The sequence below is a fragment of the Clostridium omnivorum genome, from assembly GCF_026012015.1.
Taxonomy (GTDB): Bacteria; Bacillota; Clostridia; order Clostridiales; family Clostridiaceae; genus Clostridium_AX; species Clostridium_AX omnivorum.
Genome location: NZ_BRXR01000001.1, coordinates 3,231,957 through 3,252,054, shown reverse-complemented (window position 1 = coordinate 3,252,054; position 20,098 = coordinate 3,231,957). Strand labels below are relative to the sequence as shown.

16 protein-coding genes are annotated in these 20,098 nt (G+C 33.4%); 5 read left to right on the top strand and 11 right to left on the bottom strand.

Annotated elements, in window-relative coordinates; genetic code table 11:
* The first annotated feature begins 15 nt into the window (after positions 1-15).
* Positions 16-1,077, top strand: coding sequence for a tartrate dehydrogenase (locus tag bsdE14_RS15350; protein ID WP_264850876.1), 1,062 nt, complete (start codon positions 16-18; stop codon positions 1,075-1,077).
* A gap of 111 nt (positions 1,078-1,188) precedes the next feature.
* Here bsdE14_RS15350 and xylB read toward each other — a convergent pair whose 3' ends face one another.
* The 3 genes from xylB to xylA form a co-directional block, all read right to left on the bottom strand.
* A complete protein-coding gene (xylB, locus tag bsdE14_RS15345) occupies positions 1,189-2,688 on the bottom strand; it encodes a xylulokinase (protein ID WP_264850874.1) in 1,500 nt (499 codons plus the stop codon).
* Between the two features lie 83 nt (positions 2,689-2,771).
* Complete coding sequence (locus bsdE14_RS15340; protein ID WP_264850872.1) at positions 2,772-3,932, bottom strand: ROK family transcriptional regulator; 1,161 nt, start codon at positions 3,930-3,932, stop codon at positions 2,772-2,774.
* A gap of 95 nt (positions 3,933-4,027) precedes the next feature.
* A complete protein-coding gene (xylA, locus tag bsdE14_RS15335) occupies positions 4,028-5,347 on the bottom strand; it encodes a xylose isomerase (protein WP_264850871.1) in 1,320 nt (439 codons plus the stop codon).
* A gap of 230 nt (positions 5,348-5,577) precedes the next feature.
* On the opposite strand from xylA, the gene bsdE14_RS15330 reads away from it, so the two are divergent.
* Complete coding sequence (locus bsdE14_RS15330; protein ID WP_264850869.1) at positions 5,578-6,906, top strand: PLL family lectin; 1,329 nt, start codon at positions 5,578-5,580, stop codon at positions 6,904-6,906.
* A 162-nt stretch (positions 6,907-7,068) separates the two neighbouring features.
* On the opposite strand, the gene bsdE14_RS15325 is transcribed toward bsdE14_RS15330, so the two are convergent.
* From bsdE14_RS15325 to bsdE14_RS15310, 4 genes are all read right to left on the bottom strand, one after another.
* The gene (locus tag bsdE14_RS15325; RefSeq protein WP_264850868.1) at positions 7,069-8,874 is read right to left on the bottom strand and encodes an ABC transporter ATP-binding protein; all 1,806 of its coding nucleotides are present in this window, start codon (positions 8,872-8,874) and stop codon (positions 7,069-7,071) included.
* Positions 8,816-10,570 (bottom strand): ABC transporter ATP-binding protein, encoded by a 1,755-nt coding sequence (locus bsdE14_RS15320; protein WP_264850866.1) that lies wholly within the window; start codon positions 10,568-10,570, stop codon positions 8,816-8,818. Before bsdE14_RS15320 ends, bsdE14_RS15325 begins: the two co-directional genes overlap by 59 nt.
* Positions 10,571-10,679: 109 nt before the next feature.
* Positions 10,680-12,344 carry an ABC transporter permease gene (locus tag bsdE14_RS15315; protein ID WP_264850864.1) on the bottom strand — a complete coding sequence of 555 codons (1,665 nt, stop codon included), beginning with the start codon at positions 12,342-12,344 and terminating at the stop codon, positions 10,680-10,682.
* A gap of 3 nt (positions 12,345-12,347) precedes the next feature.
* Positions 12,348-13,136 (bottom strand): ABC transporter ATP-binding protein, encoded by a 789-nt coding sequence (locus bsdE14_RS15310; RefSeq protein ID WP_264850863.1) that lies wholly within the window; start codon positions 13,134-13,136, stop codon positions 12,348-12,350.
* Between the two features lie 217 nt (positions 13,137-13,353).
* Between bsdE14_RS15310 and bsdE14_RS15305 the strand changes: the two genes are divergently transcribed.
* Positions 13,354-14,787 (top strand): amino acid permease, encoded by a 1,434-nt coding sequence (locus bsdE14_RS15305; protein ID WP_264850861.1) that lies wholly within the window; start codon positions 13,354-13,356, stop codon positions 14,785-14,787.
* A gap of 56 nt (positions 14,788-14,843) precedes the next feature.
* Here the strand turns inward: bsdE14_RS15305 and bsdE14_RS15300 are convergent, their stop codons facing one another.
* From bsdE14_RS15300 to dsdA, 4 genes are all read right to left on the bottom strand, one after another.
* A complete protein-coding gene (locus tag bsdE14_RS15300) occupies positions 14,844-15,623 on the bottom strand; it encodes a nitroreductase family protein (protein ID WP_264850860.1) in 780 nt (259 codons plus the stop codon).
* 24 nt (positions 15,624-15,647) lie between these two features.
* The gene (locus bsdE14_RS15295) at positions 15,648-16,007 is read right to left on the bottom strand and encodes a hypothetical protein (protein WP_264850858.1); all 360 of its coding nucleotides are present in this window, start codon (positions 16,005-16,007) and stop codon (positions 15,648-15,650) included.
* A gap of 63 nt (positions 16,008-16,070) precedes the next feature.
* Complete coding sequence (locus bsdE14_RS15290; RefSeq protein WP_264850857.1) at positions 16,071-16,796, bottom strand: glycerophosphodiester phosphodiesterase; 726 nt, start codon at positions 16,794-16,796, stop codon at positions 16,071-16,073.
* 55 nt (positions 16,797-16,851) lie between these two features.
* A complete protein-coding gene (gene dsdA, locus bsdE14_RS15285; protein WP_264850855.1) occupies positions 16,852-18,126 on the bottom strand; it encodes a D-serine ammonia-lyase in 1,275 nt (424 codons plus the stop codon).
* Between the two features lie 330 nt (positions 18,127-18,456).
* Here dsdA and bsdE14_RS15280 point away from each other — a divergent pair, with 330 nt between their 5' ends.
* Complete coding sequence (locus bsdE14_RS15280) at positions 18,457-18,876, top strand: CBS domain-containing protein (RefSeq protein WP_264850853.1); 420 nt, start codon at positions 18,457-18,459, stop codon at positions 18,874-18,876.
* Between the two features lie 465 nt (positions 18,877-19,341).
* Positions 19,342-19,998 (top strand): YidC/Oxa1 family membrane protein insertase, encoded by a 657-nt coding sequence (locus bsdE14_RS15275; RefSeq protein ID WP_264850852.1) that lies wholly within the window; start codon positions 19,342-19,344, stop codon positions 19,996-19,998.
* Positions 19,999-20,098: the final 100 nt, after the last annotated feature.

Below are 20,098 nucleotides of genomic sequence, written 5' to 3'. Positions count from 1 at the left end.
GAAGGGGTTTTATTAATGTACGTTCATAGAATAGCAGTCATTCCAGGTGATGGCATTGGCCCAGAAGTTATTGCTGAGGGAATCAAGGTTTTGGATAAGATATCAGAGCTAGATGGAAGCTTTAAATTTGAATATGTCACATTTCCTTGGGGGTGTGAGTACTATCTAAAAAATGGACGAATGATGAGTAAGGATGGTATTGAGCAATTAAGTAAGTTTGACGCTATTTTCCTAGGGGCTGTTGGTTTTCCTGGTGTTCCAGATCATATTTCTCTTTGGGAGCTTTTACTGACTATCCGAAAAAGCTTTGATCAATATGTGAACCTACGTCCAGTAAAATTGCTTAAAGGCGCACCATGCCCATTAAAGGATGTAAAATGTGAAGATGTGGATATGATATTTGTTCGTGAAAACAGTGAAGGAGAGTATGCTGGCAGTGGCAGCTGGCATTACAAAAACTCCCCCTATGAGGTTGTAATTCAAAATGGTGTTTTCTCTCGTCATGGCTGTGAGAGAATAATCCGTTATGCTTTCCAGCTAGCTCGCAGTAAAGGTAAGTCTCTTACTAGCATCAGCAAGGGAAATGCACTTAATTATTCCATGGTATTTTGGGATCAGATTTTTAACGAGATTAGTAAGGAATATCCAGATATTAAAACTGCCAGTTATCTAGTTGATGCAGCTAGCATGCTTATGGTTAAGCATCCTGAGAGATTTGAAGTAGTGGTCACCTCTAATCTTTTTGGAGATATATTAACAGACTTAGGGGCCGCAATTGCTGGTGGAATGGGCTTAGCTGCTGGTGCAAACCTAAATCCTGAACGTAAATTTCCTTCTATGTTTGAGCCAATTCATGGTTCAGCACCGGATATTGCTGGACAACACATAGCAAACCCACTAGCAGCTATATGGTCAGTTAGTCAAATGTTAGATTTCTTTGGATACGAAGATTGGGGTAAACGATTATTGGACATCATTCAGGAGGTACTGGTTGATGGTAATGTTCTTACTCCAGACATGGGAGGAACTGCTACAACTAGTCAGGTTGGAGATGCAGTTGTTGCAAGAATATATTAAACCGAGTTCAAGGTTCCTTTTTAACCTGTTTATCTATTCCTTGCCCTTGTAAATTTTCTTTAGTTTTTAGCAGAATAAAACCTAGGGTGCATTATTACACCCTAGGTTTTATTATTGCAGTTCACTTATTTCCTTAAAACTATCTTTTAATGCTCTATATAAGCTGTTATAAATCTTGTAGTAGCCATTATATTTTTCAACATTCTCAGCTATTGGCTCAACTGACTCATTAACCTTTATAAGCTTTTCACAGGCTTCGTCAACAGTTATGTACCTGCCACAGCCAACAGCAGCCAAAATAGCCGCTCCATAAGCTGGGCCTTCCTTTGAGTTTATAACCTGAACCTTAACGCCCAATATATCTGCTAAAATTTGTCTCCAAAGAAGGCTCTTTGAACCTCCACCGCTAACTCTTACTGCTTCTATGGGCACCTTTAAATCTTTCAATATTTCAAGAGAATCTCTAAGTCCAAAGCATACTCCTTCAAGTACTGCTCTTGTCATATCTTCTCTTTTATTTGTTATATTAAGTCCAAAGAAAACCCCTTTTGCATTTGGGTCACTGTAGGGTGTCCTCTCTCCCATTAGGTAGGGAAGAAAAATAACTCCTCTGCTGCCTGCAGGAGAAAGTGAAGCTTCCTCCAAAAGTTTTTCAAAGGCCATTTCTTCAGTATTCTTGTTTATATCTTCAATCCACCACTTTAGGCAGGAAGCAGCAGAAAGCATAACACCCATTTGATGCCACTTTCCATTAGAATGACAAAAGGAGTGCAATCTATTTTCTTTGTCTACTTCATATTTGTCACTGCTGGCAAAAATAACTCCTGAAGTTCCAAGGGATGCAGATAATATACCGCTCTTAACTACACCACAGCCAACAGCGCCTGCAGCCTGATCTCCTGCTCCGCCTACCACAACAGTATCTTCAGAAAGGCCTGTGTTTTTTGCTGCATCCCTTGTAAGCTTTCCTGTTACTTCCCAAGATTCAAAAACTTTAGGAAGTACCTCTTCTTCAATTTGAAGTAATTCAAGCATTTCCTTTGACCATTTTCTGTTCTTTACATCCAGCATAAGCATACCTGATGCATCTGATATATCTGTAGCAAATTCCCCTGTTAGCTTATACCTTATATAATCCTTTGGTAAAAGCACATGAGCTATTTTATGGAATATTTCTTCTTCATGCTTTTTTACCCATAAAAGCTTAGGTGCAGTAAAACCTGTTAATGCCATATTTCCAGTATAAAATGATATTTTTTCCTGACCGATTTCTTTATTTAAATAATCGCATTCTTCCTGCGTTCTCTGATCACACCACAGTATAGCTGGTCTTAAAACTTCACCTTCTTTATCAAGAAGCACAAGTCCGTGCATCTGCCCACTGAAACCTATACCTTTAATGCTTACTGTTTCTACCTTTGAATTATTAACTATTTCTCTTATACCATCTCTGGTTGCAGTCCACCAATCCTCTGGATTTTGCTCTGCCCAGCCTACCTTTGGATAGCTCACATCATAATCTTTAGAAACAGAACATATTACTTGTCCCTCCTCATTCATTATTATTACTTTTACTGAGGATGTTCCTAAATCTACACCTAAAAAATTCATAATGAACACTCCTTATTTATAAAAAACTTATCCACATTTTTTAGGACAATATTAATTAATTTGTGATTAATATTTGTGCATAACTATCTTATATCTAGCCCAAAGCTATTAAAAACTGGTATTAGGGATGCACCTAAAATATTAGAATCATCTCCTAAGGATGAAAACAATATACTCACATCCCCTTCCCTGTAAAATTCATTATTGCTGAATATTTTATCTGAAAGCTTTTGACTTAATACTTCTGAGTACTTGCTAATTTCTCCACCGATAACAATATAGTCGGGGTTAAAAATGAAAACTAAGCTTTCTATACCCTCAGACAAATTATCTATATATTCCTCTACTACCTTTACTGCGTCTTCTTCACCTAACTTGTACCTATTTATTACCTCATCAATAGTTTTTACCTTTACATTAGTCTTTTCAATATAACTATTAATTAGAGCACGATTTGAGGCATAAGTTTCAAAGCAGCCTTTTCTGCCACAATTACACTGCCTTCCTCCTTTGGCAATACACATGTGCCCTATTTCTCCAGCTCTTCTGTCTCTGCCCCTGTACATGTCATTATTAATAAAAATCCCTCCACCTATGCCTTCCGTAATAGAAACATAAATGAGGTTATTTAAATTCTTAGCTATGCCTAATTTAGATTCAGCTAAAGCTCCTGCATTTGCTTCATTTTCCAGGTAAATCGGAAGATTAAAATAAGTCTGAAGCTCCTTAAAAGAAATGTTTTTTAGTCTAAAGTTAGTTGCAACTTCTAGCTTCAATTCTTCCTGATTCACAATACCAGGCAGTGATAAGCCTATTCCCAAAAGCTTACTATTTTTATTTATATCTAAATTAATTACTTCTTCTATTAATTCCTTGGTAACTTTCAGTACTTCATCTTTATCAATGGTTTTAAGTTCTCTTCTTCTATCTTCTATTATTTTGCTGTCAAGGTTAGTTAAAACAGCCCTAATATAGTCCTTTCCTAAGTCAACTCCTATAGTGTACCTTGAATTAGGTAAAAACCTTATTATGACGGGCTTTCTTCCTCCTGTAGAACTAGCCATACCAGCTTCTTCAACTAAACCTTCTTCACTGAGTTCTCCAACAATAGTTGTAGCAGTAGGTACACTTATGTCAAGCTTTCTTGATATATCTAATTTTGTGAGTTCCCTTTCTTTAATTAAAAGGCTTATTATTCTCTTTTTATTATTTGTTTTTATATCGCTATGATCTAAAGCTATCATTTTATCACCACTTATAAATATAATGTAGAGACCTTTGCTGCAGATTCAATATTTAAACTAAAATTATCTACGGGTCTCTACATTATTTTACACTATTATTCGTTGAATATATATTGATTTAATTTTGCTTCTAAAAGTTCTTGTCTTCCTGACTTATTTTTAATAGTACTATTGTTTAAGGCATACCTTTCTAAAGCTTCAAAATCTACTTTGCCTTCAATTATATCCTTACCAATACCCTCAGAGAAGCTTCTGTATCTATCTTCTACAACTTTTTCAAATTCGCCTTCTTCAAACATCTTATATGCAACCTTTAAGCCCTTAGCAAGTGTATCCATACCTGCTATATAGCCTAAGAATAAATCTTCTGCTTCAAAGGAAGCTCTTCTTACCTTCGCATCAAAGTTAAGTCCTCCAGGAGCAATTCCTCCATTTTTAAGAACTTCATACATAATAAGAGCAGCATCATAGATATTTGTTGGAAACTGGTCTGTATCCCAACCTAAATTTGGATCTCCTTGATTTATATCAAGACTTCCTAACGCTCCATTTATTCTAGCCATTGCCACCTCATGCTGGAAGGTATGCCCTGCAAGGGTTGCATGGTTAGCTTCTATATTAACTTTAAAATAATTATCTAAATTATATTTTCTTAAGAAGGCTAATACAGCAGCTACATCAAAATCATATTGATGCTTTGTTGGCTCCTTTGGTTTAGGCTCTATTAGAAATTGTCCTGTGAATCCAATTTTCTTAGCATAATCTACTGCCATATGAAATAATCTAGCTAGATTATCCTGTTCTAACTTTAAATTAGTATTTAAAAGAGTCTCATATCCTTCTCTTCCACCCCAAAACACGTAATTTTCTCCACCTAATTCATTTGTTATTTCAAGAGCTTTTTTAACTTGAGCTGCAGCATATGCATAAACATCAGCATTGCAAGTTGTTGCTGCACCATGTACAAATCTAGGATTTGAGAACATATTTGCAGTTCCCCACAAGAGCTTTTTATTATGTTTTGCCATTAACTCTTTAGCATAAGCTACTATTTCATCAAGTATTGCATTTGTTTCAGCTAAGTCTTTTCCTTCAGGAGCAATATCTCTATCATGGAACGCAAAATAGTCTATTCCAAGCTTATTCATAAATTCAAAGGCACCTTCTAGTCTCATCCTAGCAAGTTTTATAGGGTCAGTTTCTCCATCCCAAGGTTTTTCATAGGTTCCAACTCCAAAGGGATCTGTTCCGTTAGCAGTTAATGTATGCCAGTAAGACATTGTAAATCTTAAGTGCTCCTTCATTGTCTTTCCGCCTACAAGCTCATCTGGATTGTAATACTTAAAAGCAAAAGGATTTTTAGAATCCTTCCCCTCGTATTTTATTACAGGTACATTTACAAAGTATTCCTTCATTTTTATTCCCCCATTCCTTTCTTGAAATTACTTCCATAAACTATACTTTAATAATACTCCACCTTGTAAACCTTTTCAATATGTTTTAAAAAGTATTTTAAAAAGTATTTTGATAATATTTTTGTAAAGTCATATTAATACTTTTCTTATTTTGTAACACTCTGTCTTTATAATCATAAAATGAAATTGATAAGACTAATAGTCTGAGCAAAAATATCAGGAGGAATTACATGTTCAATAATAATTTTTATTGTCCTTACTGCATACAGCCAGTTATATGTCCATTTGCAGCTGAACAAACAAGAAGCTTTGATGATTTCGATGACTACGATAATTTAGATGTACCTTTCGACGATGAGTATGACTTATTAAACTCAGAAGACTACTTAGATAATAATAGGGCTCCTCAGCAGGAAGTAAATAGAATATTAGTATTACTTAACGCTCAAAGGCCTGACCTGAGCAGAAATCTCCAGAGATACGGAGTAAATAGAACCCTAATCAATACTTATTTTAGAAATGCAATAGCCTATACTATTGATAATGCTGGAACAACAAGTGGGAACATAAATCAAAAAACAAATACTATATTTAATAGCTTTAGAAGAAGTAGGGCATGGATATTTGTTGCTCTTCGTGCAGCAGGAGTACCTAACAATGTAATAGATAGAACCTTTAGAGATGTAATAGAATTTACTCTAAGAAACATTAGTGCCCCACCTGTACCTGGTCCTGGACCAACTCCTGGAGGAAGATGGAGCCGATGGGAGGACCTTGGCGGAGTGATAACTTCAGCACCTGCTGCAGCTTCCTGGGCACGTAACAGACTTGATACTTTTGCAAGAGGAACTGATAACGCTCTTTGGCATAAATGGTGGGATGGTTCCCGTTGGAGTGATTGGGAAAGCCTGGGTGGCTCACTAACCTCTGCTCCTGCTGCTGTTTCATGGGGTCCTAATAGAATTGATGTGTTTGGAAGAGGGACTGATAATGCTATGTGGCATATCTTCTGGGATGGCTCTCGTTGGAGCAATTGGGAAAGCCTTGGTGGAAATATAACCTCCTCTCCTGCTGCCTCTTCCTGGGCACGTAACAGACTTGATACTTTTGCAAGAGGAACTGATAACGCTCTTTGGCATAAATGGTGGGATGGCTCTCGTTGGAGCGACTGGGAAAGCCTTGGTGGCACATTAACCTCTGCTCCTGCTGCAGTTTCCTGGGGTGCTAATAGAATTGATGTGTTTGCTAGAGGACACGGCGACCGCTTATATCACCTATGGTGGGACGGATCTCGCTGGAGCCGCTGGGAAGACCTTCGTGAAAGAATAACCTCTGCTCCTGCAGTCTCCTCTAGAGAAAATAACAGACTTGAAGTATTTGCTAGAAACCAAAACAACCAGTTAATAACTATGTCCTGGAATGGATCTCGCTGGAGTAATTGGACTAATCTTGACGGTAATATTACTTCCGATCCAGCAGCTGTTTCCTGGGGTCCTAATAGAACAGATGTGTTTGCTCGCGGTACTAACAATGCCATGTGGCATATTTGGAGGGATTAAATAAAAAACTGATAGTAATTAAAAAATATAAAACCTTGAAATAATAAAGAGACTGCTTACGGCTATTTATGGCCTCAGCAGTCTCTATCTTTATGTTTAAATTTTTCTAAAGCCCATTAAGTAAACTTCTTACCGTTAGAAAGTATGTGTGCTTCATATTAGCTATCCAGCCTTGTACATATCAGAGGAGCTATTATCTATAAGACTCTTATAGTATCCACCAGCTTCCATAAGCTCTCCATGATTACCCATTTCAACTATTTTTCCATGCCTCAAAACAATTATTTTATCTGCATTTCTTATGGTAGAAAGCCTATGTGCTATTACAAGAGTAGTTCTATCCTTTGAAGAATTTTCTATAGCCTTTTGAATCAGCTTTTCAGTCTTAGTATCTATGTTAGCTGTGGCTTCATCCAGAACTAATACTGATGGAGTATGAGCAAGGCCTCTAGCAAAAGATAATAGCTGCTTTTGTCCTGCTGAAAAAGTGCTTCCTCTTTCCATAACCGGCTCCTTTAAGCCTTGGGGCATATTATTTACAAAATCCTCTGCACAGGATAGCTGCAGTGCTTCTTCTATAGTATCACTAGATATCTCATCATTTAACGTAATGTTATTTTGGATATTTCCTGAAAACAAAAATACATCTTGAAGCACAACTGCAATATTTTTTCTTAAATCCCTAAGTTTAATATCCTCTATATTAATGCTGTCGATGAATATTTCTCCTCTCTGTACTTTATAAAAGCCACTAATTAAGCTAATAATTGTTGTTTTCCCTGCACCTGTTTCACCTACAAAGGCAGCTGTTTGTCCTCGCCTTAGTTTAAAGCTTATATCTTTTAACACCCAATCTTCATCATTATAAGAAAACCAAACATTTTTGAATTCAATATTACCTTCAAAATGTTCCATGCTTATTCCCGCATCTAAGTCTTCTAGAATATCTTCCTGATCTATAAGTTCAAAGATTCTATCTGCAGAGACTAACGCTGATTGAATTGTAGTGTAATTATCAGCTAGGTCAGAGATAGGATTAAAAAATTGTTTTATATATGTGGTAAAGGCATAGAGTACACCTATTTCTAAGGTTTGATTCATTATTTTACCCATACCATACCAAATAATCATTGCCACTGAGATACTTTGAAATACATCTGCTGCTGGTCTTAATATACTATTTAACCAAACTTGAAATACTGTAGTCTTATAGTATTCATTATTTAGTTCATTAAACTCCTCATGCTTTTCCTTTTCTGCCTGAAATATTTGTACAATTCTCATACCTGAAATATTTTCAGCCATAAAGCCATTTATTCTTCCTATAAAATGCTTCATTTTCTTAAAATTATCTTTTATTTTCTTTTTTAAGAAGAATATTATTGCAAACATTACTGGAACCATTGAAAAGGATATAAGAGCCAATTTTAAATCTAATGCAAGCATTGCATATATTATTCCAATAAGCAAAAATATATCCTTGAATAAGTTTATTAAAACATCTGTATACATCTCACTTAAGGCTTCCACATCATTAGTTGCCCTAGTTATAAGCTTTCCAGAAGAGGTTTTATCTAAATAGTAAAGAGGTAAATATTGGATAATATTAAAAACTCTTTTTCTAAGCCCCTTCATAATTAGTTGCCCAGCCTTGTTAATTAAATTAGCTTGAGCAATTGAAAATAAACCACTTCCTAGCACAACTAAGAAATACAATACTCCCATTGTAGTAATTGAATACATTCCTCTGGGACTTATTTTTTTTATTAAAAAGTCGTCAATTACAAGCTTTAATATATACGGCTTTATTAGTTGAGCAGCATTAACCATGAGCACGCATATTCCTGCCAATATTATTTTGTTTAAGTAAGGTACTGTAAGCTTTAATAGCCTTCCTAAGCTTTTTGATTTATGAAGCTTCATTTTCACATCTTTTTCTGTCTTTCCATTGCTCCCTATAGATGTCATAATACAGCCCCCCTTTTTTAAGCAGCTCATTGTGAGTTCCACTCTCACAAATTCTTCCCTTATCTAACACTATTATTTGGTCACAATCCTGAACTGAAGAGATTTTATGAGCAATTATAATTGCTGTTTTATCTTTTCTTATGTCTTTGAAATTTTCTAATATCCTTTGTTCAGTAATTGTATCAACAGCAGATAATGAATCATCCAATATAAGCACTGCTGGTTCCTTAATTACAGCTCTAGCTATTGCAATCCTCTGCTTTTGACCGCCCGAAAGATTTACTCCTCTTTCTCCTAAAATTGTATTAAAGCCATCTTGTAAATCTATTATGTTTTCATATATACAGCTTGCCTCAGCAGCTTTTTTTACTTGCTCCATTGAATAAGCTTTTTTAAAAGCACCTATATTATCCTTTACAGTAGCAGAAAAAAGAAAATTATCCTGAGGCACATATCCAAAGCCATTTCTTAAAGCATCAAGCCTGTAGTGATTTATATCTATGCCATCTACAAAAATCTTTCCGTCCTCAACGTTATAAAGCTTCAGCAATAAACTTGAAAGGGTTGTCTTTCCCGCTCCTGTCCTTCCAATGATACCAAGATTTTCACCTTGATTTATTGTTAAACAGATATCCTTTAAAGCTTGTTCATCTGATCCAGGATAAGCAAAGTTAAGGTTTTTAAATTCAATGCACCCCTTTATTTCCTTGTCAATCATGGCTTTACCATCTGTGATATCAGGCTCAGTATTGAATATTTCATTGATTCTTTTATAAGAAGCCATTCCTCTTTGAAGTATATTTATAATACGCCCAATTGAAATAATTGGAGTCATAATCATAGTAAGGTATGTATTAAAGGCAATAAAATCTCCTAGTGATATAGTATTTTTTAATACCATATTTCCACCAACAATAAGATTTACAACAAAGCTGATACTGAAGCAAATTTCAATTATTGGAGACAGCATAGAAGCTACCCTGACCATATCCATATTAGCATCCATCATATTATTGTTTAACTTTTCAAAGTTCTTTAATTCCTCATCCTCTTGAACATAGGCTTTAATTACTCTTATGCCATAGATATTTTCTTGAACTCTATCAGAAATTGCTGAAAAGCTTTCTTGTACTTTTCTAAATCGTTTTTGCACCAGCTTTCCTACCTGCAGCATAACTACAATAATTATAGGAATAGGCGCAAGGCAAATAACTGTAAGCCGTAAGTTTACTGACTGCAGCATTGAATAAATTGCAGCAGCGCATATGGCTATACCATTAATACTCATTGCAGTTGCAGGCCCAAGAGTCATCCTTACAGCACTTATATCATTAATTGCATAAGCAATTAAATCACCAGTTTTCCTTCTATTGTAAAACTCTGGTGACAGCTTTTGAAAATGTGTAAAAAGCCTGTCCCTGAGTTCGCATTCAAACTCTCTTGAATTTCTTATTATAAGATTTCTCCAAGCATAAGTGCTTAAAAAAGCCCCTAGTGCTATAATCAAAATATATATAATATTAAGCTTAACTCTGCTAATATCAAAATTACTAACCTTTAAAATATCAATGGTTCTACCAAGCACCTTTGGAAACAGAGTCTGCACATAGCAGGCTATAAGCATAAAGATAAGGCCTATGATATATGAAACTTTATGTTCTAAAATAAAATCTAAAAGTATCCTTCTTTTACTCAAAACCCACCACCCCAAAACTTTTAAAAATTTCAACTTAATGCACCACATGTATATTATATCAGATTTGCCATCACTGTTATAAAGTTCCTAGCTCATTAAAATAAATTTGCTATTTTAAGAACTCTTCCCAACTCAATTTAAATGCACTGTTCCATATGATTATCAAAACTAAAGTTAATACGCCAATATATACTAAAATTGCATAGGGCATTTTGCTTAAAAAGTAATGTAAAAAAGCTGCTCCACCTGTTAGAGCTATGTTTGAAATTACTAATTTATAGTTTTGACTCTGAACGTATCCAAACTCCTTTGAAAACGGCAGCTGTTTCATAAAAAATTTAAACATAAGAAGTAAAATAACTAAAAGGCTTAAAAGAATAACTACCATATCCTTTACTATAGTAAATCTAAAAATAATCAAAAATATAAGTGAGACTATACCAAAGGTTGGAAACACAATTTTCATAATGTATGCCTTCACAGCTCCTTTAAAAATAATTCCCGGATTCTCTATAGGAAGAGCTTTATATACCCATGCACCATTAGCCTTTTCACTACAGCTTAGTACTGTAAAAGCCGCAACAAGTGACAATACAGTAATATAAATTCCAAAGTACCCCTTACCTGAAATGATTTTTTCTATATTTTCATAAAATGACTTTTTCATACTTATTCCATTTACTAAAAATATTAATGGAAAAGCTATTGCCATAGCCAAATTTGGATATAAGGATAGTTTTAGTTTTCTTTCACTTGAAATCATATTCCTTGTAAAAACATATAAGTTCTTTTCTGTTTTATCCTTGCAGATTAGCTCTGCTATATACCTTTGACATATTACCTTTAATGAGTCTTTTTTCTGCTTCTCTAGTCTGTTATTTCCTAGTTTTTGAAGATTTTTTTCAAAATAAGGTGCCACTACCTTAAAATAAATTAAGATCCCAACCACAGGAACAATAGTACTTAATAGTGCAAAACAAACATTGTAATAGCTAAAGTTTTTATCAAAAATCATACTATACATTCCTGTAAACCACATAGAAGGAATAAAGTAGTGCCACAGCTTAACATGATAAAATAACTTCATGTCTGAAACTTCAAATATCCTTCCAACAAATTGATAACTAATAGCCATAAACACTGAAAGTATTATTTGAAAATAATTAATAATATCCTTTAATTTTTCACCATCAAAGTACTTCAAAACTATGTAATATAACAATGAAGTAAAAAACAATACTAATGTGGTAATAAAAAACAACTGAAGAAAGAATAGCAGAAAAAACACTATTCCATACCTAAAGGTTCCAATTATGAGAGATGGTCCTGCTATACACATATTAATTATAGATAGATATATAAAAATATGAATTATCTTTGCTGCAGATATAGTCTTTTCATTTATAGGTCTAGGAACCAATATATTTTTATCTTTTATATCAAGTAAAACTGTGGAAAAATCAGATATCATAGTTAGCATTATCATAAAAATAATTATCCCGATTTGCACATTCATTTTATAGAACATAGGAAGTGGAACTAGCATAAAAAGACCAATCATTACTCCAGTAAATCCATATGAGATCAAGGACTTTTTAAAAGCACTAGCTTTGCTATTATCATAGTTTTGATTATTTAATACTGTAGGCACAGATCTGCCATCCATAATGATTTTTAATTGGATAATTCTTTTCATTATGTCATAATCTATACCTGCTTTAATAAACAATGCTTTAAATACATCCAAAAGCTTAAAGATTTTATATTCCACCATAGCTTATCTCTCCTTTAACACAGCAATAAATTCTTCAGCTATTTCTCTATGCCCATTAAAGCCTGTTAACTGATTAAAGATTTCTTCTAAAGACTCTTCACTTTCTTTTCCTTTAAGCTCTTCAAAGGTTCCATCTGCAACGACTTGTCCATTATTGATAAGTATAATTCTGTTACTTATTTTTTCTACCACGTCCATTATATGAGATGAATAGAATATAGTTTTTCCTTGAGCTGCTAGTTCAGAAAGAAGTTCTTTCACAATCATAACACTATTTGCATCAAGTCCACTTAAGGGTTCATCCCAAAATAAAATATCTGGATTATGTATAAGACTTGCTATAATAAGTACCTTCTGCTTCATTCCTTTTGAAAAGGAAGATATTCTTGACGTATAATGCTGTTCAATACCAAATAAACTCATAAGCTTTTTTGCCTTTTCATCTACAGCATTATAAGATAAACCATAGATTCCTCCTATAAAAGTAAGGTATTCCTGTGCAGTAAGATTATCATAAATCTCTGCAGTTTCAGGTACATACCCTATTCTTTTTTTGTATTCAATAGACCCCTTAGAAATATCCTCTCCAAAAATCTCAACATAACCTCTATAACTATTTATAATTCCCAGCAGTATTTTAACTGTAGTACTTTTACCCGCTCCATTAGGTCCTATATAACCTATAATTTCACCTTCGTAAATATCTAAATCTATACCTTTAAGGACATCATCGCCACCATAGCTCATTCTCAGTTCCTTGATAGACATAATTGGATTATTATTCTTTTCCATTAAGTACCCCCATATAATTTAACTTTAACAATTGCATATAACACCATTACCAATTATACCATTAAAAGTAATCTCATTAAATATTTAATTCTTGCGTTGCTTCTATATAATTTTTATATTGCATTTTTCAAAAAAATTTAGTAGAATTAAAAACATACAAAAACTTTTTTTGTATAATTTGTACAAACGTTTACAAGTTTGTAAAAGGAGGACTAATATGGATAATTCAAAAAAAATTGGTCTCTGGAGTCTAGTAATGTTAATTTTTGTTCCAACCTTTGGCTTTGGTAACATTACTACAAATGCGGTAGCACTTGGACCAGCAGCTATTCCATCCTGGCTTATTGTTTCGGTATTATTTTTCTTACCTTTATCAGGGATTTTTGCTGAGCTTGCTTCCGTAAATAATGGAAAGGCAGCAGGAATTTATTCTTGGATTGATACTGGTTTAGGGTCTAAATGGGCTTATATCGGTACTTGGTCTTATTTTATTGCTAATCTTTTTTACCTTCAGATGGTATTTGCAAGAATACCAGTAATGGTATCCTGGGCAATATTTGGAGAGAATAGATTCAATGATGCAAATGCCTATATACTTCCTTACATAGGAATAGTACTAGCTATATTACTTACCTTAATTGCTACAACAGGGGTTAAAAAATTCTCAAAGCTAAGCGATTTTGGTGGAAGATTTACTATTGCAGTAACTGTAATATTTATTGTATGTGCAATAATAGGACTTCTTATCGGAAAACCTTCAGCTACACAATTTACTGCTTCTACTGTAATTCCTACATTTAATACTTCATATTTTTCAACCTTCTCCTGGCTTTTATTTGCTGTTGCAGGTGCTGAAGTTGCAGGTACTTATATAGAAGAAGTGGACAGCCCTAAAAAGAACTTCCCTAAGGGAGTTATTCTTGCAACTGTATTTGTAGCCTTAGCATATGTTGTTGGTTCAATAGCAACTTGCCTTGTTGCTTCTCCAGAAGTAATTCAAAAGGCTGGCCTTAAGGATGCAAGCTATGTAGTTTATAAGCTTCTTGCTGAAAACTATGGACTTAGCGGTAAAATAGTAATTCAGATATATGCTCTTATACTTACTATTACATCAGTAGCAGCATATGTAGTTTGGATGGAATCACCAATAAGAGCTATGTTCTCTGAGGTTCCAGATGGTACCTTCCCTAAATTCCTAACTAAAAAAACTGAGGATGGAGTTCTTAAAAATGCTCTCTGGACACAATGTGCTGTAGTTATAGTCTTAATACTAGTCCCAGCAGTTGGACTTAAATCTATTGATAATTTCTTTAGACTATTAACTGACCTTTCATCCTTATCATTGATAATTCCTTATGCTATTTTAGCAATTGCCTATGTTAGCTTTAGAAAAAGAGGAAAATCAGCACCATTTACTATGTTTAAGTCAAATACTACTGCTTATATAATGGCAGGTATAGTATTTGCTTTAAGTGTTGCCGGTTTCTTTGGTGCTGGTCTTGACTATGTACTTGGTGCTGAAAGCACAAAAGATGCCGTAGTTTCAATAATTAAGACCTATGGTGGACCTATAATATTAATATTTATAGGATACTTAATTACATTAGCATCAAAAGCAACTAGCAAAGAAAACACAGATATACCAGCCTAGTATTAAAAAAATTTTAAGCCAGAGCAATGCTCTGGCTTTATTTTATAGTTTAAATTTTATAATTTATTACCATTCCATATCTTTATTATTTCTCTCATTGACCGTGCCATTTCTTCTGAGAAATCAGAACCTGTTTTAAAAGCATAATGCATTTGAGCATAATTTTCAGCTTTGTACTTATTTTCACTGCTAAATCTATTGTTTAAAGAAGAATACATATCTTTGATTTCATCACTATTCAAGCTTTTATATTCTTCATTAAAAACAATATACTTTTTATCAAACCTTGGTTTAGGAGTAAGCTTTAATCCTTCAGGATAATATCCTAAGCATAGCATAGCAGCGGGAAAAGCATAATCTGGAAGGTTTAATAGCTTTTTATGTTCTTCATAATGCTCAACTATATCTCCAATATAGCAGGAGCCAACTCCTACGGATTCTGCAGCTATAACAGCATTTTGTGCAGCAATTATTGCATCACCTAAAGCCAAAAACAAACTTCCTTCAGATGGTCTGTTAAATTCTAAATCATTTTTTTTACAGTACTCTTCAACTCCATTATATCTGTAATAATCATGCCATTTTTGAAAATCTGCTACAAAAATTAATATTGTTGGTGCATTTGCAATAAAAGGCTGATTATCACAAGTGTGGCTTAAAATTTCCTTCTTTTCCTGATCCTCAATTACCATAATGGAATACATCATCATATTTCCCGCAGTTGGAGCTCTCATTGCTCCTTCCAAAATATAGTCTAAGTCTTCTCTTGAAATTGGCTTATTTTCATACTTTCTTAAGGATGATCTACTTTTTAGCAGTTCTAAAATTTCATTCATATTTATTCCCCTCTCCCCGGTTTGTTACTTTATGATTTCAAAGTCAGCCTGTATGTATTTTTCGGAATCATAAAAGTTCTTAGTATCTCCATACATTTTGACTTCAGTTTTAACTGTGCTTTTTCCTACCTTTTTTACAATCTTTATACTTTTATCAAGCGTCAAATCCACTAAATCTCCTGCAAGACTAGTAGTAAGCTTTGTACCCTTGTTAGCTATATTTCCTATAGTATTAGTCACTGCTTCAGCCCTGTCTGCAAACTTATCTTTATTAGCAAGTCTAGCCACGCCTCCAACTACTATTCCAGAAAGCTTAATATTATACTCCGCAGCTATTCCAACTAAAGAACCTGCAACTTTTATTATTTTACCTACCTTAGGCACAGTATCACCTCGTTTTATTCTTCTTCTTATATAATAACCTCATATGCAAATATTATTAATTTATCACATTTCTTCTATTATTTTTTTTAGCTTATCTGGATAATTAGTTATAATCCCATCTATTCCCAATGCTATCAACTGTCTCATGTACTTTTCCTCATTTACAGTATAAGTATTAATAGCAAGGTTTGCTTTCTTTATAGCCTTAATATCTTCATCATCCAAAGTGTAAAATAGAGGATGAAGAGCATCAGCGCCTATTTGCTTTGCATAATTCCAAGGTTCATAGAGCTTGCTGCAATATAGCACCCCTAGCTTTATAGAGCTGTCTATTGCCCTACATCTTGCTATAGAATAATGGTTAAAGGATGAAATAATAACCTTTTCCTCAATTTTATAATCATATAGCTTATGAATTATCATTTTTTCTATATTTTTATAATTAATAACGCTATTCTTTATTTCAATATTCAGTAGAATATTTTTTTCACATGCAAACTCTAAGAGCTCATCTAATGTAGGAATCCTAATATTCTTGTATTTATCCTTCCACTGTGCAGCTGCATTTAGCTTGCTTAGCTCCTCATAGGTCTTTTCAGCCAAAATACCAGTTCCATCTGTAGTTCTATCTAAGAGCTCATCATGGCATATGACAAGCACTCCATCCTTAGTTAATTGAACATCCGTTTCAATTCCATCACAGCCCATTTCAACTGCCTTTTGGAATGCCAGCATTGTATTTTCAGGATATTCCCCACTGGCTCCTCTGTGTGCAAAATTTAAAGACATCAGTTATCACCCCTTATAAAAAAATTTTCTATTTCAGCATCAATTTATTTTAAATTTACCTCTGCTGCAAATACTGCTTTCCAGTTTTATAAGCATTTAAATATTCCTGCTCTGGTAAAAGTAATCCTCCCGTTGCCCAAGAAATATGTATAGTGTTTTCATCAGCCTGTAAAAGTGTTGGTCCAAGCAAAGAAGCTGCGGCAGATACTTCTACCTTTCGCCCTTCACTATCCCTTAGTAGTGCCAGAAGCTTAAACATCTCTTCATCCTGTATAGTGTACTCCCCATCCATTAGTTCCTCTGCAACCATTGAAACCAATTTGGAGGGGGAACCTACTGCTAATCCATCTGCCTCAGTTATATTATCAATATTATAATCTCTAACATGTACCTTATTATACCTTCCTGTAAGAAGTCCAAGCAGCATACAGGGTGCGTGGGTAGGCTCCACAAAATAGCATTTAACATTGTTCCCAAAAATCAGCTTTGCTCCAAAAGTTATTCCTCCTGGTGCTCCTCCTACTCCGCAAGGTAAATAGAGATTAAGCTTATGTTCTTCATCAATGGTTAGTCCCAGCTCCCATAGCTGTGTCTTAAGTCTTAAAGCAGCAATGCTATATCCTAAAAACAAATCAATGGAATTTTCATCATCAATAAAATATGCTTTTGGATCACCTGTACATTGTTTCCTCCCTTGTTCTACAGCCTTACTGTAGTCTTCCTCATACTCAATTACCGTTACTCCTTTACTCCTAAGTAAGTCCTTTTTCCACCTTTTAGCATCCCTAGACATATGCACAGTTACATTAAATCCTAAGGCAGAAGACATTATACCAATGCTGAGCCCTAAGTTTCCAGTAGACCCAACTGCTATTTTATAAGTCGAAAATAACTCTTTAAAGCTTTCACTCATCAAAACTGAATAATCATCCTGCAGGCTAAATTTGCCTGATTCTAAAGCAATATCCTCTGCATGTTTCAAAACTTCATATATTCCGCCTCTTGCCTTTACAGAACCTGCTATTTTAAGTTCGCTGTCGCACTTTAAAAACATTTTGCCTTCTATGCTTTTATTATAATAGCTTTCTAGTGATTTTTTCATGCTTTGAATTTCAACTAAGGGTGATTCAATAATGCCGTCTACTGTCTCTGGAAATAACTTTTTTATTAATGGTGCAAATCTTATTAATCTATCTTCTGCTTCATATACTTTTTTAATATCTATTCTAGTACTGTCAATTCCTGCAGCTGCATCTATATAGTCATTATTTTCCCATAATACTGGTTCAAGTTTCTTTAATTTTTCTAATACCTCTCTATTCTCTTTCATAAAATTAACTCCTATGATTTAATATTTCAAGTTATCTTGTTTGGCTTCCCGCACTAAATTTATACATACTATTATAATATAAATGCATATTAAAAGCCTGAAAATTTTGTTAATTTTCAAAAAATCTTTAAAGACAAGCAATAATTTAAGCCTTAATGCATAAGCATTAGATTGGACATAATATTTAAAGCTAATTAGGCTTAGTAAGTTTTAACACTTAAAACAGTATTAATTACTTCCTTTGACCTATACATTGTTGTATGTTAGAATTTAATTGTGTTGAATTTAAATTTAGAAAAATATTATTTCCTACTACAAGGAGGAATTTTAATGAATATCGCCTTTTTTATCACACCTAAAGAAGATGTGGTATACTTAACACCTAACTCAACAATGAGGCAGGCACTTGAAAGTATGGAACATCATAGATATACTTCAATACCACTTGTTGATGATGATGGCTCTTATATTGGCACACTAACCGAAGGGGATTTACTCTGGAAGCTAAAAAACACTCCTGAATTAAATTTCCAAAATACTAATAGAATACTTTTAAATCAAATAGAGAGACATGTGCATAATAAACCAGTATACATTAATGCTAATATTGAAGATTTAATATTAACTTCTATAAATCAAAACTTTGTTCCAGTAGTTGATGATAGAAACGCCTTTATCGGAATAGTTAAGAGAAGTGATATAATAAGTTATTGTTATAATTTATTATCATTATCAGTAGAAAAAGTTTAGAATTATGCCAATTAAATCCTTATATCATATATGATGTAAGGATTTTTTGTATGTAAAAATTCGTATTATAATATATGCAGTATAATTAAACACTTATTAAATTAATGTTAACTATTTAATACAGACTTGATTATTTCTTTCTTTAGAGTATCATAATATCTATATTGTAGTAAACTTACAGGAGTGAACACCATGAAGCTAGATGCTTTAAATTTCATTAACTTAATATTAATTATTACTTCAATTTCTGTAATATTTTCATATATAAAGTATTCATATAAAAAAACTATTTATAAAATACATAGCAGCCTAGTATACAAGAAACTTTCTTATGCACTTAATTATTCAAGGAAATTAAGTCCAATAGATTTTTTTGTATTTGAAAAATATGAGATATGGCGCTACAGCTTTCTCTTTTAATAAGCATGATGTTATCATGTAATATTAGAAGAAGGGGAGCAAAAAATGAATATTATTTTTGATTTTTTAAGTTTTTTATTAAACAACTTATTTCTATTTACAAAGGATTTTGGAATTGCAATAGTAATCTTAACAATACTAGTAAGATTATTACTAATGCCTCTATCTTTAAAGCAGAAAATAAATATGGTTAAGCAGCAAAAGATCTCTGTGAAAATAAATGAATTAAAGGAAAAATACAAATCGAACCCAAAAAAGTTGGAATCAGAACTACAAGAATTTTATAAGGAAAATTCTAAAACTTATCTTGGATGCCTGGTTAGTTTCATGCAGCTTCCCATTATTTTTACTCTCTATAATGTAGTATTGAAAATTCCTATGGAAGTAAGCACTGTAATAGTTCCTTGGGTATCTAATCTTAAGGCTGTAGATAAATTTTATATAATTCCTGTACTATATACCATTTCAGTAATGCTTCCAAATTTTCTTCCAGCAGCACAGTATATGAAGGCTTATAAGACTGAAAAAACTTCTAAGCTAGCTACAATTATAAACAGCCTTGTTGGAAGTACTGTAAGTCTCTTTATTACTATAAAAGCTCCTGTAGCTTTAGGTTTGTATTTTATAACCTCAAGCATCTTTTCTTTGGTCGAGGAGTTAATCTTTAGAGTTTATATAAAAAGTAAGCCTATTGCAAATTAAAAAATTACATTAGATTAAATAAAAATTTAGCAGCTTTATAGCTGCTTTTTCCATGTTATTCATTAATTGTTTTCAGTAACCATCCTTGGCTATAGCTTGA

What these genes read in the sequence shown, in the direction of transcription:
- xylA (WP_264850871.1), bottom strand. Translation starts at nt 5,347, where the DNA reads ATGAAGGAATACTTTGTAAATGTACCTGTAATAAAATACGAGGGGAAG.
- bsdE14_RS15325 (WP_264850868.1), bottom strand. Translation starts at nt 8,874, where the DNA reads ATGACATCTATAGGGAGCAATGGAAAGACAGAAAAAGATGTGAAAATG.
- bsdE14_RS15275 (WP_264850852.1), top strand. Translation starts at nt 19,342, where the DNA reads ATGAATATTATTTTTGATTTTTTAAGTTTTTTATTAAACAACTTATTT.
- bsdE14_RS15290 (WP_264850857.1), bottom strand. Translation starts at nt 16,796, where the DNA reads ATGTCTTTAAATTTTGCACACAGAGGAGCCAGTGGGGAATATCCTGAA.
- bsdE14_RS15340 (WP_264850872.1), bottom strand. Translation starts at nt 3,932, where the DNA reads ATGATAGCTTTAGATCATAGCGATATAAAAACAAATAATAAAAAGAGA.
- bsdE14_RS15330 (WP_264850869.1), top strand. Translation starts at nt 5,578, where the DNA reads ATGTTCAATAATAATTTTTATTGTCCTTACTGCATACAGCCAGTTATA.
- bsdE14_RS15315 (WP_264850864.1), bottom strand. Translation starts at nt 12,344, where the DNA reads ATGGTGGAATATAAAATCTTTAAGCTTTTGGATGTATTTAAAGCATTG.
- bsdE14_RS15350 (WP_264850876.1), top strand. Translation starts at nt 16, where the DNA reads ATGTACGTTCATAGAATAGCAGTCATTCCAGGTGATGGCATTGGCCCA.
- bsdE14_RS15280 (WP_264850853.1), top strand. Translation starts at nt 18,457, where the DNA reads ATGAATATCGCCTTTTTTATCACACCTAAAGAAGATGTGGTATACTTA.
- xylB (WP_264850874.1), bottom strand. Translation starts at nt 2,688, where the DNA reads ATGAATTTTTTAGGTGTAGATTTAGGAACATCCTCAGTAAAAGTAATA.
- bsdE14_RS15300 (WP_264850860.1), bottom strand. Translation starts at nt 15,623, where the DNA reads ATGAATGAAATTTTAGAACTGCTAAAAAGTAGATCATCCTTAAGAAAG.
- bsdE14_RS15310 (WP_264850863.1), bottom strand. Translation starts at nt 13,136, where the DNA reads ATGGAAAAGAATAATAATCCAATTATGTCTATCAAGGAACTGAGAATG.
- dsdA (WP_264850855.1), bottom strand. Translation starts at nt 18,126, where the DNA reads ATGAAAGAGAATAGAGAGGTATTAGAAAAATTAAAGAAACTTGAACCA.
- bsdE14_RS15305 (WP_264850861.1), top strand. Translation starts at nt 13,354, where the DNA reads ATGGATAATTCAAAAAAAATTGGTCTCTGGAGTCTAGTAATGTTAATT.